At 37.9% G+C, this 17,095-nt stretch carries 15 protein-coding genes and 2 riboswitches; of the genes, 2 read left to right on the top strand and 13 right to left on the bottom strand.

The features are described 5' to 3' along the window. Positions 1–58 precede the first annotated feature (58 nt). The 10 genes from BLP98_RS02365 to pdxS form a co-directional block, all read right to left on the bottom strand. The gene (locus BLP98_RS02365; protein ID WP_074481805.1) at positions 59–1,339 is read right to left on the bottom strand and encodes an O-acetylhomoserine aminocarboxypropyltransferase/cysteine synthase family protein; all 1,281 of its coding nucleotides are present in this window, start codon (positions 1,337–1,339) and stop codon (positions 59–61) included. A gap of 113 nt (positions 1,340–1,452) precedes the next feature. After that, the gene (gene thiE, locus BLP98_RS02360; RefSeq protein ID WP_074481725.1) at positions 1,453–2,085 is read right to left on the bottom strand and encodes a thiamine phosphate synthase; all 633 of its coding nucleotides are present in this window, start codon (positions 2,083–2,085) and stop codon (positions 1,453–1,455) included. After that, positions 2,078–2,875, bottom strand: coding sequence for a hydroxyethylthiazole kinase (thiM, locus tag BLP98_RS02355; protein WP_074481724.1), 798 nt, complete (start codon positions 2,873–2,875; stop codon positions 2,078–2,080). The genes thiE and thiM overlap by 8 nt, the downstream gene beginning before the upstream one ends. Continuing rightward, the gene (thiD, locus tag BLP98_RS02350; protein WP_074481723.1) at positions 2,876–3,673 is read right to left on the bottom strand and encodes a bifunctional hydroxymethylpyrimidine kinase/phosphomethylpyrimidine kinase; all 798 of its coding nucleotides are present in this window, start codon (positions 3,671–3,673) and stop codon (positions 2,876–2,878) included. Further along, positions 3,666–5,003, bottom strand: a complete 1,338-nt coding sequence (gene tenA / locus BLP98_RS09520; protein WP_234792773.1) for a thiaminase II — start codon at positions 5,001–5,003, stop codon at positions 3,666–3,668. The genes thiD and tenA overlap by 8 nt, the downstream gene beginning before the upstream one ends. Further along, positions 4,987–5,700 carry a class I SAM-dependent DNA methyltransferase gene (locus tag BLP98_RS02335; RefSeq protein WP_074481722.1) on the bottom strand — a complete coding sequence of 238 codons (714 nt, stop codon included), beginning with the start codon at positions 5,698–5,700 and terminating at the stop codon, positions 4,987–4,989. Before BLP98_RS02335 ends, tenA begins: the two co-directional genes overlap by 17 nt. Before the next feature lie 3 nt (positions 5,701–5,703). Continuing rightward, entirely contained in the window at positions 5,704–6,279 is a 576-nt protein-coding gene (gene thiW / locus BLP98_RS02330; RefSeq protein WP_074481721.1) for an energy coupling factor transporter S component ThiW, read from the bottom strand. 167 nt (positions 6,280–6,446) lie between these two features. Then, a riboswitch (TPP riboswitch) is annotated at positions 6,447–6,536 on the bottom strand. Between the two features lie 98 nt (positions 6,537–6,634). Next, positions 6,635–8,947, bottom strand: coding sequence for a DNA helicase PcrA (pcrA, locus tag BLP98_RS02325; RefSeq protein ID WP_074481720.1), 2,313 nt, complete (start codon positions 8,945–8,947; stop codon positions 6,635–6,637). 149 nt (positions 8,948–9,096) lie between these two features. Then, a complete protein-coding gene (gene pdxT / locus BLP98_RS02320; protein WP_074481719.1) occupies positions 9,097–9,669 on the bottom strand; it encodes a pyridoxal 5'-phosphate synthase glutaminase subunit PdxT in 573 nt (190 codons plus the stop codon). A gap of 8 nt (positions 9,670–9,677) precedes the next feature. Beyond that, positions 9,678–10,553 carry a pyridoxal 5'-phosphate synthase lyase subunit PdxS gene (gene pdxS / locus BLP98_RS02315; RefSeq protein ID WP_074481718.1) on the bottom strand — a complete coding sequence of 292 codons (876 nt, stop codon included), beginning with the start codon at positions 10,551–10,553 and terminating at the stop codon, positions 9,678–9,680. A 105-nt stretch (positions 10,554–10,658) separates the two neighbouring features. On the opposite strand from pdxS, the gene BLP98_RS02310 reads away from it, so the two are divergent. Together BLP98_RS02310 and BLP98_RS02305 are read left to right on the top strand one after the other, a co-directional pair. Then, positions 10,659–12,059: a MocR-like pyridoxine biosynthesis transcription factor PdxR gene (locus tag BLP98_RS02310; RefSeq protein WP_074481717.1), complete on the top strand. Its 1,401-nt coding sequence runs from the start codon at positions 10,659–10,661 to the stop codon at positions 12,057–12,059. Between the two features lie 181 nt (positions 12,060–12,240). Next, a riboswitch (glycine riboswitch) is annotated at positions 12,241–12,419 on the top strand. Between the two features lie 131 nt (positions 12,420–12,550). After that, positions 12,551–13,882: an alanine/glycine:cation symporter family protein gene (locus BLP98_RS02305; protein WP_074481716.1), complete on the top strand. Its 1,332-nt coding sequence runs from the start codon at positions 12,551–12,553 to the stop codon at positions 13,880–13,882. A 43-nt stretch (positions 13,883–13,925) separates the two neighbouring features. On the opposite strand, the gene BLP98_RS02300 is transcribed toward BLP98_RS02305, so the two are convergent. From BLP98_RS02300 to BLP98_RS02290, 3 genes are all read right to left on the bottom strand, one after another. Next, positions 13,926–14,747 carry a Cof-type HAD-IIB family hydrolase gene (locus BLP98_RS02300; protein ID WP_074481715.1) on the bottom strand — a complete coding sequence of 274 codons (822 nt, stop codon included), beginning with the start codon at positions 14,745–14,747 and terminating at the stop codon, positions 13,926–13,928. Between the two features lie 85 nt (positions 14,748–14,832). After that, complete coding sequence (locus tag BLP98_RS02295; RefSeq protein ID WP_074481714.1) at positions 14,833–16,332, bottom strand: glycoside hydrolase family 1 protein; 1,500 nt, start codon at positions 16,330–16,332, stop codon at positions 14,833–14,835. A gap of 93 nt (positions 16,333–16,425) precedes the next feature. Continuing rightward, on the bottom strand, positions 16,426–17,079 hold the full coding sequence (locus BLP98_RS02290) for an SGNH/GDSL hydrolase family protein (RefSeq protein WP_074481713.1): 654 nt from the start codon (positions 17,077–17,079) through the stop codon (positions 16,426–16,428). Positions 17,080–17,095 lie beyond the last annotated feature (16 nt).

Genomic DNA, 17,095 nt, shown 5'->3' with positions numbered 1-17,095 from the left:
CCTGTTTGGCATACAGACTGCTTGCTTTTACCCTATGAACTTTAGTACGAATCACCAATTAGATTTTTTCAAATGCCAAACGCAAATCTTCAATCAAATCATCGGCATTTTCTAGACCAACTGACACACGGATTTGATTACGTGTAACACCACAAGCTAGAAGATCTTCTTCTGAGAGCTGTTGGTGAGTTGTAGTCGCTGGATGCACAACCAATGATTTAGCATCAGCAACATTAGCTAAATCTGAAAAGATTTCAAGGCTATCGATGAATTTATGTGCTTCTTCTTGTCCACCTTTGATATGGAAAGTAAAGATTGAACCCGCTCCTTTAGGGAAATATTTTTGAGCCAATTCATAGTATGGACTTGATGGTAAGCTAGGATAATTAACCTTTTCAACTTTTGGATGATTTTCCAAAAATTCAACGATTTTTTTAGTATTTTCGATATGACGGTCAATGCGAAGCGATAGTGTTTCAAGACCTTGTAAGAGTAAGAAGGCACTAAATGGTGACAAAGCGGCACCAGTATCACGCAACAATTGTACACGCAAAGCTGTAATAAAGGCTGCTGCACCAATATCACGTGTATAGCTAATATTGTGATAAGATGGGTCTTCATCTACAAATTGTGGGAATTTTCCTGAAGCTTCCCAATCAAACTTACCTGAATCAACAACAACACCTGCAATAGTTGTTCCGTGACCACCGATGAATTTTGTTGCTGAGTGAACGGTAATATCTACCCCATGTGAGAAAACATTGATAAGATATGGTGTTCCAAAAGTATTATCTGACACCAAAGGAATTTTATGAGCGTGAGCAATATCAGCAATCTTTTCAATGTCAGGAATGTTGATAACAGGATTACCAAGAGTTTCAATAAAGACAAGTTTTGTATTATCTTGAATAGCTGCTTCAATTTCATCAAGATTAGCAACATCGACAAATGTTGTTGTCACACCGTATCGTGGAAGTGTTTCTTTAAGTAAATTAAACGTTCCACCATAAAGGGTAGTCGCTGCTACCACATGATCCCCAGCATGTGCCAAGCCTAAAACAGCATACGTAATAGCTGCCATACCAGATGATGTAGCGACTGCTCCTACACCACCTTCTAGGGCAGCAATACGATTTTCAAAGACTTCAACTGTTGGATTCCCAATACGTGAATAGATATTCCCTGGTTTTTTCAAACCAAATAAATCTTCACCTTCTTGGGCGTTATCAAAAACATATGATGTTGTTTGGTAAATTGGAACAGCACGAGATTTAGTGACAGGGTCAACAGTTTGACCAGCGTGTAATTGCAAAGTTTCAAAATTATATTTTCGTGTCATGGCATGTACTCCAATCATTAAAATTTCTGAATGTACATACAATTTTACACTCTTTTAAAAAACTTGACTAATACTTATTAAAAAAGACTAGGTATAGTTTCAAACTATACCCCTCACTCAAAGGCTCTGGCAAATCGCTGGGTATCTAGTTCAATCTGTTCTGACTGAGCCAAAGCTGAAATAACTGCAACACCATCAGCTCCTGTTTGACGAATGGCTGCAACATCACCAAATGTAATCCCACCAATTGCTACGATTGGAATTTTCGAATCCAATTCACGCATCTCTCTCAAGCCTTTTAAGCCAATGACTTGACCAGCATCAGATTTAGAAGACGTTGGAAAGACAGGACCAACACCAATATAATCCACAGCATCAATTGCTGACAAATGGTATTCTTTACTATTACCAACAGACAAACCAATAATCTTATCTGGAAATAATTTTCTTACCTGACGAACTGGCATGTCATCTTGACCAATATGAACACCATCAACACCAATTTGCAAAGCTAAGTCAATATCATCATTGATGAGAAATAAAACGTGATATTTTTGGCAAAGCTCTTTAACTTTTAATGCCATAGCTGTCTTTTCTTGCCCGACGAGCGCTCCTTGCCCTTTTTCACGAAATTGAAAACAGGTTACACCAGATTTAAAAGCTGCCTCGAGCGTATCTAGGAATTTTCCCTTAGGACAATTTTGGGTGCCACAAATAAAATAAACTTGTAACTGTTCTTTATTCACAATAATCCTCTACTTTTTTCAATCGATTAACGTCTTGGTTGCTAATCTGACAAAGGGCATCTAAAAAGGCAATCTGAAAACTACCTGATAATCCTTTACCTGATGCTACTTCTGCCATTTCACCAGCAATATTATAAACAGACATAGCTTCTTCCAGACAAGCTAATAAATCTCCTTCTTTAGCCAATCCGATGAAAGCTGCTAAAACCGCACCAAGTAAACAACCTGTTCCCGTCACCAACGGCATTATTGAACTACCATTTTTAAGAAGTTTCACTTGACCATTAACAGCAATGGCATCGGTCTTTCCGGTGATAACCACTGGGATATTTAGTTTTTGATTGGCTAGCAGAACTAAGTGACCAATATTGTCTACATCAGCTGAGTCAACACCTTTACTAGCCACCTCTTCCCCAATAAGCGCAGCGATTTCTCCAGCGTTCCCTCGCAATAGTGAAATCTTATGATGTTCAACCAAATCAAGTGATACTTTTTTACGATAAGCACCTGCACCAGCCGCAACAGGATCTAAAACGGTTGGAACTGAATATTTTTCAGCAATATCTAAGGCATCTTTGTATAGTTGCCAACTATCTTCTTTCAAAGTTCCAATATTGACTAAAAGACCACTTGCATTGGGTAAAAAATCTTCCAAATCTGGTTGATATTCGCTCATTGCAGGTGAAGCTCCCAAAGCTAAAAGACCATTGGCCGAGAAATTTTTAACAACATTGTTGGTCAGACAAATGGTTAACGGTTTTTCTCGTCTTAATTCATCTAAATATGTCATTTAATCTCCCTTATATGTCACATGATTTACCGGACCATTACCATGACCAAGTTCAGGAGCTGTTTTAATAGCTTCAGTAATAAATCGTTTGGCTGTTGCTACTGCCTCTTGGACGGTATGACCTTTGGCTAATTCTGCTGTGATAACCGCGGCATAGGTACAACCAGTACCGTGCGTGTGTTTGGTTGGAATTCGTTCAGCAGAAAATGTCATCACCTGGCCATCTTCTAAGAAAAGAAAATCTTTTGCTTCAGTTTCCAAATGGCCACCTTTAATGACGACGTTTTTAACACCGTATTTTTCCTGAATGGCTTTACCTGCTTTAAGAATCGCAGCCTCATCTTTCAATTCTTGTCCAAAAAGGACTTCTGCCTCTGGTAGATTTGGCGTAATAATCGTCGCTAAAGGTAGCAATTTTTCTTTCAAAGCTTCAACAGCTTCTTGGCTAATCAAGCGGTCACCACTGGTTGCCACCATAACAGGGTCTAAGACATAGGGACATGAAATAGTATTCAAATACTGACTGACTCGTTCAATGGTTTCAACTTCAGCTAACATCCCTGTTTTAATCGCGTCGGGAGTAATATCAGAAAAGACGCTCTTTAGTTGCTCATCAAGGATGGTTTGATCCAGATTACAAATAGCCTGAACACCTTTGGTATTTTGTGCCACGACACTGGTAACAACAGCCATGCCATAGACACCACGCGCTTGAAAACTCTTTAAATCCGCCATGATTCCCGCACCACCACTTGGATCTGTTCCCGCGATGGTTAAAGCGACATTTAATTTAGACATTTCTTACCTCCTCTGGCCATTCTTCTTGGTCTACTGCCATTTGAAAGAAATTACGTTCATGTTGGCAACTTTCTAAGAAGACACGAATGACTTCTTTTTTATTTTCTTCTGGTAGTTGTTTGCTGTAACGTTTTAATAAGTCAAAATAAGTTGGCAAACATGATGTTGCCCCATCACCAGCATAAAACTCAAACCATGTTTTAAAAGGATTCTCATCAGCAATTTTGCCACTTGCAAGAGCTTTTTGAGCAACTTGCTGATAAATCCACGGGCAAGGAAGCATAGCCGCAAGAATATATGATGGATTATCTTGATAAAGTTGATAATACATGTGCTTAATGTAGTGATCAGAACTTGGATACCAAGCTTTATCCTCAATAATATCATGATAATCTCTACCAGCAGCTTCAGCTAAAATATGATGAGCTCCAACTTCATGATTAAAAATGAAATCAATCTGACTTAAAAAGAAATTTTTACTTGCTTTATCTGGAATTCGCGCAAATAGTTGTGCATAGATGTCAGCAAATTTCTCCAAATAGATTGCATCTGCCTTTAAATAGTGACAAACAGCCTCTTTTGACAAATTTCCTGCAATCATATTCTGGATAAACTCATCTTGATAAATCTTATCAACAAAGATAAGACTACGTTCTTTCATTTCATTAATCATTTTTTCTTCCTTTACCAATTTTTTAAAGTCATTTAAACATCGAATAGTGTAAAATCTCTGTCCTTGATTATCTTGAGGATTATCAGTATTTGATAGGTAAATTCCTTTAATACCACATCTTGCTGCTTCCTCTAGATTTCTCACACTATCTTCCAGATAAATAATTTGCTCACTCTTTAAACCTTCTTTTTCAAGCAAATTCCTAAAGAAATCCTTGGTTTTATCCGCAAATCCTTCCTCAATACAAGAATAGATTTTAAAAAAGTATTTCAATACTCCTTTTGATTCAAGACCTATTTTAGCCAAATCATCATAATTTGAAGTGACCGCATAGATCACATAACCCTCTCTAGACAAATCTGCTAAAAACTCAGCTGCCTGAGGCATCAGCAAGACTTTCTGATAAGCTTTGACTAGCTGCTCTTTAACTTTTTTGGCTTGATAGACTACATTTTGCTGCGCAAATAAACTAGCTAAATATTCTTGTGCTTCTATCATATTTAATCGCCAAAGTTGCTTCTTAATTGACTGAGTATATGGGATGTTTGCATGTGATAATACTTGCTCGATAACCTCGTCCCATAATCCATAAGAATCAAAAATCACACCATCTAAATCTAGAAAAATAACCTTTTCAGCTTTATTTTTGAGCGACAAGGGCAACATAACCTCCTTTGTCGTATCCTTCAATCGGCTCTTCCACAAAATCATTAGTGTAGATTGGCTGAGCAGTTAGAGTTTGGAAATAACGAATGTTTGTCATACCAAGTTCATCACGAAGAATATTTTCTTTTTCAAGTGGCGAATGAAAAATGGCGGAGCGGACAAGCTCGATTGGATAAGGGAAAGTTGGTGCAATTTCTTTAAAGATTTCCTTGTCATACTCACCAACATGTGCAGCAAATTTGTACAAAATGCCATATGCACTTTCGACAGGCACATCAAGCAAGATTAAATGTCCACCTTTTTTAAGAGCTTTATGGCAATTTTGGTAAGCTGCTGATAAATTTTTGATATAACTTGAACAACCATTTAAATAAATGACATCATAAGCATTTGGAGTCAATTGGCTTGTTTCAGCATCGCCAATCTTAACAGTCATACCACGTTTTCTGGCAATTTCAGCCATGTTATTTGAAGGTTCAACACCACGTTGAACTTTGATACCATATTCACGATTGAGTGCAGCTTCAAACAAACCACTACCACAACCAATCGACAAAATATTATCCTTTTCAATACCATGCAATGCTCGGTGTAACAATTTCAGTTCACTAGCAAAGACATTTGCATTTGACATAAACCATTGATCATAAGCATTTGCATAACCATCAAACATTTTTGCTTTTTTCATTACCTATTTCCCCTCTTTGATTCCCTTAGCTACATATAATTTTTCCAAATGCATGAAATAACTTGAATACTTTAATCCTTTAAGCACAGCCATTGCTAAAGCACCACCAATAAGTGTTGCTAAAACAAATCTTGGTGTAAAAAAGAGTAATGATTGTGCCTGACTAGCTTTTGATAAGACTTCTTCATCACCATGTGCTGAAAATGTCCAGAACCAGACCATAACAGGCGCTGAGACCAGTGAACCAATAATACCTGTTCCAAGAAACTCACCAAACCAAGACATGATTGGTTTCTTAGTTAAACGGTAAAAATAAGTTGCTAAAAATGCCCCCGGAACAGAACCGATAATTGCTAAAGGAGCCACGCTAGCCACACCAGCTTGAGTTAAAATTCTCATAATAGCAACAATAAAAGCCATAGCCACAGCATAAAGTGGCGTCATAAATGTTCCAGCAATGATATTCATCACGCTTGACATGAAAGCCATACCTTCAATCCTAAAAAGCGGTGTTAGCAAAAAGTCTAAGGCAATCATAATAGCTAAAACAGTTAAACGATGTACACGATTACTCGCCATAAAAATTCCTTTCCTGACACTAACATGCACCAAAAGCTCACAGAAATAAAAAGACTCCATTTGAAAAATCTCAAATGGAGTTTATCTATTTAAAAACTGCGAAACAGCTCTTTTGACTCTACAAAAGAACTATCTTATATCGATTTTTGCACAACAAAAAACAGCTTTTTGTTGCTCACACATTTCCCTTCGTCAGTTCTAACTGCATCAGGTTCAATGGGTATAATCTCAGCTTTTACGCACCCCAAATGTCTTATTTAATTACAGAATAACTATACCACACCACTTCTAAATATGCAACAATATTCAGAAAATTTTTATTTTTATCAAAAAAGCACAGAAAATCTGTGCTTTTTCATTTTTTCTCAATCGGTGCGACGCTGGCAAGTAATTTTTTAAGGCCAACTTCTGGGAAATTGATTTTAAGTTCTTGAGTTTTTCCTGTTCCAGTGACAGCAAGAACTGTTCCGTCACCCCATTTTCTGTGATGAGCGATATCACCGATTTGCCAGTCAACAGCTTCTTTTGAAGCGCTAGCTGATTGCCCAAATGGAACAGCTTTTCCAGCTTTTGAATATGGCTGTGCTACGCGTGATGATGGCTGAACTTTAGCTTTACGTGCTTGAAGAGCTTGTTGAAGACTCATGCCCTTACCAAAGCTCATCGAGTCACTACTACTGTTGCTATAACGAACGCCAAATGATGAATTCGCTGGTCGAGCCAAACCTTGGTATTGCAATAACTCATCATCAATTTCACGAATAAAGCGTGATGGACGATTATAACTTGTCTTACCAAACAACGTACGTGTATTGGCATTTGTCACAAAGAGCAACTGCTCAGCACGCGTAATACCAACATATGCCAAACGGCGTTCTTCTTCTAATTCATCTTGATCTTCAGCAGCACGTGAAAGTGGGAAGACCCCTTCTTCCATACCAATCAAGAAGACGATTGGAAATTCCAAACCTTTGGCAGCATGCAAGGTCATCAAAGTCACTTCTGCTGTCTCTGCATCACCGTCATCAGTATCAGCAATCAAAGCCAAATCATTCAAGAAACGGCTTAGTTTGTCAATACCAGATTCATCTTCAGGGGCATCGTCTTGATTATCATCAAAATTCTTAGTAACAGTCAAGAATTCTTCGATATTTTCGATACGTGCTTGGCTTTCAAGTGTATTTTGCACGCGAAGAGCATCAAGGTAACCTGTCTTATCAAGAACAGTTTCTACCAATTCAGTAACACTGTATTTATCCAAATCCGCACGAAGATTCATAAGAAGATTTGCCAAATCCCAAACAGCTTGCGCAGCTTTTCCTTTAACACCAGAGAGCATGATATTAGCTGAAGCGTCAAGCAAGCTCATATTTTGAAGGTTAGCAAAGCTACGAATTTTTTCAAGCGTTCCAGGACCAACACCACGTTTTGGTTCATTAACAATACGTTCATAACTGATATTATCAGCTGTATTGGCAATAACGTTCAAGTATGAAATCACATCACGAATTTCCTTACGGCTGTAGAATTTTGTTCCACCAACCATAGTATATGGAATATTTGATTTGAGCAGCGCTTCTTCAATAGTACGTGATTGCGCATTGGTACGGTAAAGAACCGCAAAATCTTTAAAGTTTTTACCTTGTTCACGGACAATATTGTCAATCGTTGAAGCAACGAAGACTGCTTCTTCACGTTCATCACGCGCACGGTAGTAAACAATTTGTTCCCCGTCAGCATTTTGAGTCCAAAGTTTTTTCGGACGACGATTGCGGTTGTTATTGATAACAGCGTTTGCTGCTTGCAAGATTTTCTTAGTGGAACGATAGTTCTCTTCCAACATAACAACCTTAGCTTCTGGGTAATCTTTTTCAAAATCAAGGATATTTTGCATATCCGCACCACGCCAACCATAAATAGATTGGTCCGCATCACCAACGACACAGATATTTTTAAAGCGGGAAGCCAAAAGTTTGACCAATTGGTATTGCGCGTGGTTAGTATCTTGATACTCATCCACATGAATGTATTGGTAGCGTTGTTGATAATAAGCTAACACATCAGGATTTTGGTCAAACAAACGAAGGGTTAACATGATAAGGTCATCAAAGTCCATGGCTTCGCTTTGACGAAGTTCAGCTTGGTAAGCTTTGTAACATTTTGCCACGATTTGCGTGTACATATCACCTGCTTGATTTTCGTAAGCCACTTCATCAAGCAAATCGTTTTTAGCATTTGAAATAGTTCCAAGAATCGCACGTTCGTTCCATTTTTTAGGATCAAGGTTAAGATTCTTCAAAATACGTTTCATGAGCGTACGTTGCTCACCTGGATCCACGATAGTGAAATTGCGATTGTAACCAATATGGTCGGCATCACGACGTAAAATACGCACACACATGCTGTGGAAAGTCGCAATCAAGGTATCTGCAGTTGCAGGATTCAAAGCCATAGCACGTTCACGCATTTCACGCGCAGCCTTATTGGTAAAGGTAATAGCTAAAATATTCCAAGGATTTACAAATTTTTCATCAATCAAGTAAGCAATACGGTGTGTCAAAACACGTGTTTTACCTGAACCGGCTCCCGCCATAATCAAGAGTGGACCTTCCGTTGTTTTAACAGCTTGTGCTTGCTTGTCATTCATACCATTTAATAAAGGATTCATCGTAAAAGTTCACGGACTTTCCTATCAACCAATCACACGATAAGCTAATGATTATTATCCGAGTTTTATTCCTCTCTATATTAATAAATTCATTTAAAATTAATGCTTATCTATTGTACCATTTTTTAGGAAAATAGTGTTGGCTGGTTTTACTTTGTTTGACAAATCTTCAAGAAATAAGAATGCACAATATCGTTATCATCAACTTCTGGATGAAAAGATAAACCAACTTGATTTTGATAGCGAGCAGCAACGATTTTCCCATCATGTTGTGATAAAATCTCAACGCCGTCTCTAACATCACTGATGTAAGGAGCTCGGATAAACGTTGCAGGGACTTGACCTAAATTCGCAAAGTCAAGACTGGCATGAAAACTTCCTAATTGTCTGCCATAAGCATTACGCTTAACGGTTACTGGCAATGTTCCTAAGTAATTGTCTGCTTGATTTTCCACCTTCTCAGAAAGAAGAATCAAACCAGCACAAGTGGCTAAGACCGGCAATCCTTGCTTGATTTTTTCTTGCAAAGGTTTTAAAAGCCCCAAGTCACGTAATAGTTTTCCCTGAACGGTTGATTCTCCTCCAGGTAAAACAAGACCATCTAAAGGTTCCTCTAAATCCTTTAACTGTCTAATTTCAAAAGTCTTAGCTCCTAGCGAAGCAAATTTTGCTTTGTGCTCTGCAAAGTCGCCTTGTAAAGCAAGTACTCCAATTAAAACCATACAACCTCCTAGATACCACGTTCAGCCATAAGCAATTGGATTTCATCTTCGTTAATCCCGACCATTGCTTCACCAAGATTTTCTGATAATTTTGCAAGTAGTTTCTTATCTTGATAATTAGTCACTGCTTGAACAATCGCACGAGCACGTTTTTCTGGATCTCCTGATTTGAAAATTCCTGATCCGACAAAGACACCTTCTGCTCCAAGGTGCATCATAAGTGCTGCATCAGCAGGCGTAGCCACACCACCTGCAGCAAATAGAACAACTGGCAATTTACCCGTTTCATGAACTTCTTTAACCAAATCATATGGCACTTGAAGTTCTTTTGCCGCATGATACAATTCATCCTCACGAAGAGAAGTTAAACGAGCAATTTCACGGTTCATTTGGCGCAAATGACGCACGGCTTGAATGACATCGCCTGTACCTGGCTCACCTTTAGAACGGATCATACTAGCTCCTTCTGCGATACGACGTAGAGCTTCTCCAAGATTCTTAGCTCCACAGACAAAAGGAACATCAAAGTTTGTTTTATCAATATGGTAAAGATCATCTGCCGGTGACAACACTTCACTTTCATCGATGTAGTCAATTTCAATGGCTTCAAGAATTTGGGCTTCTACAAAATGACCAATACGAACTTTTGCCATAACTGGAATAGAAACAGCCTCTTGAATTTCTTGAATCATCTTAGGATCGCTCATGCGCGAAACACCACCTGCTGCTCGTATATCTGCTGGAATTCTTTCAAGTGCCATGACGGCACACGCACCTGCTGCCTCAGCGATTCTCGCTTGTTCTGGTGTAGTGACATCCATGATAACACCACCTTTAAGCATTTGGGCCAATTGTTTGTTGAGTTGATAACGTTGATTTGTCATTAGAAATACCTCATTTACTTTTTTGTTGCTTTTCATTATAATAAAAACTGACATGGTATCAAGCGTCAAATAAAAACTTTTTTATAGGGTCAGTTTGGAGGTTTTATGCTTACATATTCATTGGACAATCACGCATCTATTCCCCTTTATGAACAGCTCTATCGAGCTATTAAAAACGATATTACAACTGGCATTCTTGAAGCAGGTGAAAAGCTTCCTTCAAAACGTAATTTAGCCAAACACCTTGGGGTGTCTATTGTTACGGTAGAAACAAGCTATCAGCAATTAAAAGCTGAAGGCTATATTTACAGCCAAGCTAAAAAAGGATTCTTTGTATCAAAAATCAATCCTCATCATCCACCTGTTGAAAAAACAATAAGGTTACTTTCAAACCCAGAAAGCATGCCAGATGAGGTCAAACCAAGTTTACGACTAAGCAACAACCAAACCAATTCTGAGACTTTTCCTTTTGCAACATGGTCAAAAATTGTTCGACAAGTCCTCAACAATTGTCAAAATGAACTTGTTCACCCCTCACCAAGTAAGGGAGTTCTCATGTTAAGACAAGCCATTGCCAAACACTTAAACGACTATCGAGGAATGGCTGTTGATCCTCGACAAATTATCATTGGAGCTGGGACAGAGTATCTGTATACTATTCTCATTCAGTTGATAGGATTGGATAAAACAGTCGCGCTGGAAGAACCAAGCTACTCAAAAATTCAAAAAATTTACCAACAATTCAAGGTCAAACAAACCTTTATCGATATGGAAGAAGACGGCATTAGTATGTCTCAACTAAAAGAAAAAAATGCTGACATTGTCCATTTATCGCCTTCTCATCAATTTCCAACAGGTGCTATTCTTTCCATTAGCAAGCGTTATGAACTTCTCAGCTGGGCAAATCAAGGAGATCGCTATATCATTGAAGATGACTACGACAGTGAGTTTCGCTTTCATGGCTTACCAATTCCAAGCCTTCAAGAAATCGATAGTCTTGGAAAAGTCATCTATATCAATACTTTTAGTAAAAGCTTAGCTTCTACCCTTCGTATCAGTTATATGATTTTGCCACCACAATTACTAGAGCGCTTTGAAAAACAGCTCAGCTTTTACAACAATACTGTCTCTAATTTACAGCAATATACGCTGGCTTATTTTATGCAAGACGACTATTTTGAAAAACATTTAAATCGTATGCGCCTGTATTATCAGAAAAAACGTGATTATCTGATTCAAAATTTATTAGCAAGTCCTTTAAAAAATCACATCAGTATCCATGAAGAAGAGTCTGGTTTGCATTTTATTATGACCATAAAAAGTCGTTTATCTGAAGAAGAAATTTGCCAGCAGGCTCTCAAAAATGATTTGCAAATAACACCAATTTCTCACTACTATCATGGTGAAAATAAGCAGTTTGACAAGTGTTTTATCGTAAACTACGCCAATATCTCAAATCAAGACTTAGAAAAGATTATTAATATTTTATCCCAAATTATTCTCTAATTTTTTCACATTTTATATTTTTCCCAAACAATTTAAAAAATACTATTGACAAAGTTCGGTTTTTGCTTTAACATAGTATTCAAATCAAATAGCAAACCGAATGATGTCATTCAGGAGAAGAAAGCTTGCCTTTCGCCGAAGGAGTTACGCTCTCAGGTGTCATAGACAGGGACTGGGTGATGGACGGACTTCTGGAGAGACCTAGTAATAATTTATTACACTAGCGCTCTTGTGAATCAGTATGTTTTTAAGGACTAAGTATTGTAATACTGACACAAAAGGACTAGATAGGCGCCGAAGGGGCAAGGCTGAACGCTAAGTTTAGCTCAAACTCTCAGGCAAAAGGACAGAAGATAAGAATCGATTAACAGGTAAGGTTGAATTATCTTTGTCAGTCTTCTTATCACTTTTCAGGAGTTATCGTAATGATAACTCCTTTTTCTATTCTAATGGCATCGTGGGAGCTATATTTAGTAGGAGTTTTTTCGTATATGCTTAACTTTTTTACAATGTTAGATGATATTGTCTGGGGTGCCCCACTGCTTATTCTTTTAGTGGGAACTGGGATCTACTTAACAGTTCGTCTTGGTTTACTTCAGGTTTTAAAATTACCTAAGGCCTTCAAACTCATTTTCGCTGACGATAAAGGTCAAGGGGATATTTCAAGTTTTGCTGCTCTTGCAACTGCTCTTGCTGCCACCGTTGGTACAGGAAACATTGTTGGGGTTGCAACAGCTATCAAGGCCGGTGGACCTGGTGCACTTTTTTGGATGTGGATGGCTGCTTTCTTTGGAATGGCAACAAAATATTCTGAAGGGCTTCTTGCTATCAAATATCGTACGCGTGATGATAACGGCGAAGTTTCTGGTGGACCAATGTACTACATCTTAAACGGTATGGGTAAACGTTGGAAACCACTTGCCGTCTTCTTTGCCATTGCAGGTATCCTTGTTGCCTACTTTGGTATTGGTACCTTCTCTCAAGTTAACTCAATTACTTCATCACTTGAAAATTCATTTGGCTTAGCGCCACAAATCGTTAGTATCGTTGTTGCTGTAGTAGTTGCTATTATTATCTTTGGTGGAATTAAATCAATCTCAAAAGTTGCTGAAAAAGTAGTTCCTTTCATGGCAATCATTTATATCCTAGCAACACTTGCTGTTATTTTCTGCAATGCAGACCAAATTCTACCTGCATTTGGTGAAATCTTCTCTGGTGCCTTTACTGGTACTGCTGCTGTCGGTGGTTTTGCCGGAGCTGTTGTTAAAGATGCTATCCAAAAAGGTATTGCACGTGGAGTCTTCTCAAATGAATCTGGTCTAGGTTCAGCTCCAATTGCTGCCGCAGCCGCTAAAACAGAAGAACCTGTTGAACAAGGCCTTATTTCAATGACTGGTACTTTCATTGATACAATTATCATCTGTACTTTGACAGGTCTTTCAATCATCGTTACGCAAAAATGGACAGTAGCTGGTCTTGAAGGGGCTCCGTTAACTCAAGCAGCCTTTTCATCACTCTTTGGAACACCTGGCGCACTGGCTCTCACATTCTGTTTGGTCTTGTTTGCCTTTACAACAATCCTTGGTTGGTCTTACTACGGTGAACGTTGCTTTGAATTCCTTTTCGGAACAAAACACATCAAACTCTACCGCACTATTTTTGTCATCATGGTTGCCCTTGGTGGGTTCCTCAAATTGGAATTAATTTGGATTATTGCGGATATCGTTAACGGGTTAATGGCTCTTCCAAACCTTATCGCTTTACTTGCCCTCTCACCAGTTATTATCCATGAAACTAAAAATTATTTTGCTCGCATGAAATAACAAATAGCTAGGAGTTCATTCTTACTCCTAGCTATTTTTATGTCTAATGATTAGCTAAATAATCTTCAATGACTTGAAAAACACCTGCTTTAGCATTTGATGGAGCTAAAAAATTAGCAGATGCTCTTACACGTTCAGGCGCATTTCCCATAGCATAGGAGTATTTAGCTAAGCGCAACATAGCAATATCGTTTTCCCCGTCACCAAAAGTCATTAGTTGATTAGCCGATACTTCACGTAATCTCATCAACTCTTTCAAACCTAAAGCTTTATCAACCCCCGGTAAAACCACATCAATAGCACCAAAGCCACTTGCCATGGGAACTAAATCAGGAAATTCATTTTTAAAATCAGCGCTAACTTTCTCAAATACCGCCAAAGGCAATTGCATTGTGATTTTATTAATTGTTTCTTTTGGCAATTCAGACATATCATCTAGTAAAATCACGTTTGGAAAACTTGCATTGTAATATTTTAGAGTTGCTTCATCTGCTAAATTCTGACAAGCATAAGCACTTTTAGTCATATAGGAATGCTCTGGGGATGAAATAACGATATGATAATCGTCAAAATGATTTCGATAATAATCCAAAAAATGTTGAAGTTGCTGTGAACTTAAGTTTTTTAAATAAATCGTCTTATCTTTGACAACTAAATGACTGCCATTTCCTACAACATAAGCTAGCCGTTTAGCAAAATCCCCAAAAACGATTTTCATTCTTGAAATTTGATTTCCAGTTGCTACAACAAATAAAATACCACGTCTATCTAATTCATCTAATAAGTGCTCAAAACGCTTCGCATCAAATTTTCCCTCTTCATCCAAAAATGTTCCATCCATATCAACTGCTATTATCTTTATCATCACGTCTTCCATTCTTATTTTTAATCTAAAGAAATACCTTCGATACTAGTACAATGCTCCCACATGTTGCAGGAGCATTGTTTTTTTATTTTTCAGCTTCTTTAATAGCTTTTTGGCCATTAGTAGCAAGAACTTCTTTATACCAATAGAAACTATCTTTTGGTGTGCGGTTAAGAGTACCATTCCCAGCATCATCCATATCAACGTAGATAAAGCCATAACGCTTGCGCATTTCACCAGTACCGGCTGAAACAATATCAATACATCCCCAAGTTGTATAACCGATAAGGTCAACACCATTGTCAATAGCATTTGCCATGGCGTTGATGTGAGCACGGTGATAATCAATTCGGTAATTGTCATGAATAGAACCATCTTCTTCTACCGTATCAAAAGCACCAAGTCCATTTTCAACCACCATCAAAGGAATTTCATAGCGGTCATAAATTTTTTCAAGATAATATTGAAGCCCCGTTGGATCGTGTGCCCAACCCCAATCTGAGTAAGTCAAATATGGATTTTTAGTACCAGCTGAGAAGTTACCAGATACCTGTTCACCACCAGTATGAGTAGTCACATTGTTTGACATATAATATGAGAAAGTATACATATCAACCGTACCACGTTTCAAATCTTCAAGATCTTCTTCAGTGATATCAAGTTCAACATTATGCTCTTTCCAAAGACGTTTGGCATAAGTACCATATCTTCCTTTAGCTTGGACATCACCGCAATAATAAATGCCAGACTGCCACTTGTGCTCGTTTGCTAAGATATCTGCAGGATCACAAGTTCCAGGATAGAAAGTAATGCCACAAATCATATTTCCAATCATGAAATCAGGGTTAATGGCATGCCCAATTTGCACAGCCTTAGCTGATGCTACAAATTGATGGTGAAGAATTTGATAACCTTCTTGATAATCTGCATCACTGGCCTTTGAACCAAACATATCAAGGAACATGGTTGTATTATTGATTTCGTTGAAAGTTAACCAATATTTAACCAAATCTTTGTATTCATTGAAAATCACTTCACAGTAACGCACGTAAAAATCAATCAGTTTACGGTTTTTCCAACCGCCATAATTTTCTTCCAAAGCAAGTGGCGTATCAAAATGCCAGATTGATACCAATGGTTCAATGTTATATTTACGGCATTCTTCAAAAACAGAACGGTAAAAATCTAACCCAGCTTGGTTAGGTTCTTTGTCATCACCATTTGGGAAAATACGTGCCCAAGAAATGGACAAACGAAAAACAGAATAACCCATTTCAGCAAACAACTTAATATCTTCTTTGTAACGATGATAGAAATCAACCGCCACATGGTTTGGGTAATGTTCTGTATCAAGCACCGCATATTTGGCACCTTCAGGAATTTTACCATTGTGTCCCATGGCTGGCGCTTTACCAGGCTTGCCATCTTTATCAATATAAGTCATGTAACGTGGAGCATTAACACTACCACCAGTTGTCACATCAGTTGCAACAAGACCACGACCATCTTCGTTATAAGCACCTTCGGCTTGGTTAGCAGCAATCGCTCCACCCCAAAGGAAATTTTTTGGAAATGCTTTCATCATACTTTTTCCTTCTTTCAATTAAGTACAATAATATTATACCGTCATTTGAAAGCGCAATCTTACATTATTATATTAGAAACTGATACTATCCCATTAGAGATAAGTTTGAATCACTTTTGAAATGGCGCGATAGCCTTCAACGGTCAAATGAAGTCCATCAATTGTCCAGTCTCGTTTTAACTGTCCAGAAGCATCACACAATAAATCATGTAAATCAAGCCATTTAACTTGCTGACTAGCCAATTGTTCTAATAGTTTATTAAGTTGTGAAATGCTTGCATTATTTCGCAGGCTTGGTGTGCGTACAAATTCAGGCGATTCATTCATCGGAAAAACAGACAATAAGAAAATCTGACTCTCAGGCAACTGCTGTTGAATTTTCTCAATAATTGTTTTGATGGTTTGATAAACCTCTTCTGGTCTTCGATTTTTCAAATCATTGACACCAATTAATAGAAAAACTTTGCTTGGTAGCAATTCAAGTACTTGAGAATCAAGGTGTTCCAATAGATGAAGACTATTAATCCCATGGACGCCACGATTATAAAGAGCTAAATCTGATGACAATAATTCATGAATCGGAAAATATTCTGTAATAGAGTCCCCAGCAAAAACGATATTGGGGTGAGAAGCACTGCTATTTAAAGCATCAAATTTATCCCACAATTGATTTTGCTGATCAATTAACACATAATTTCGATATTCTTTGACATCTGCTCGATGATATAATGTTTGAAAATCAGTCATTTTTTCTCCTTTGTGA

The sequence above is a fragment of the Streptococcus equinus genome, from assembly GCF_900104225.1.
In the GTDB taxonomy this organism is placed as follows: Bacteria; Bacillota; Bacilli; order Lactobacillales; family Streptococcaceae; genus Streptococcus; species Streptococcus equinus_D.
This window is presented reverse-complemented; position numbering and strand designations above follow the sequence as displayed.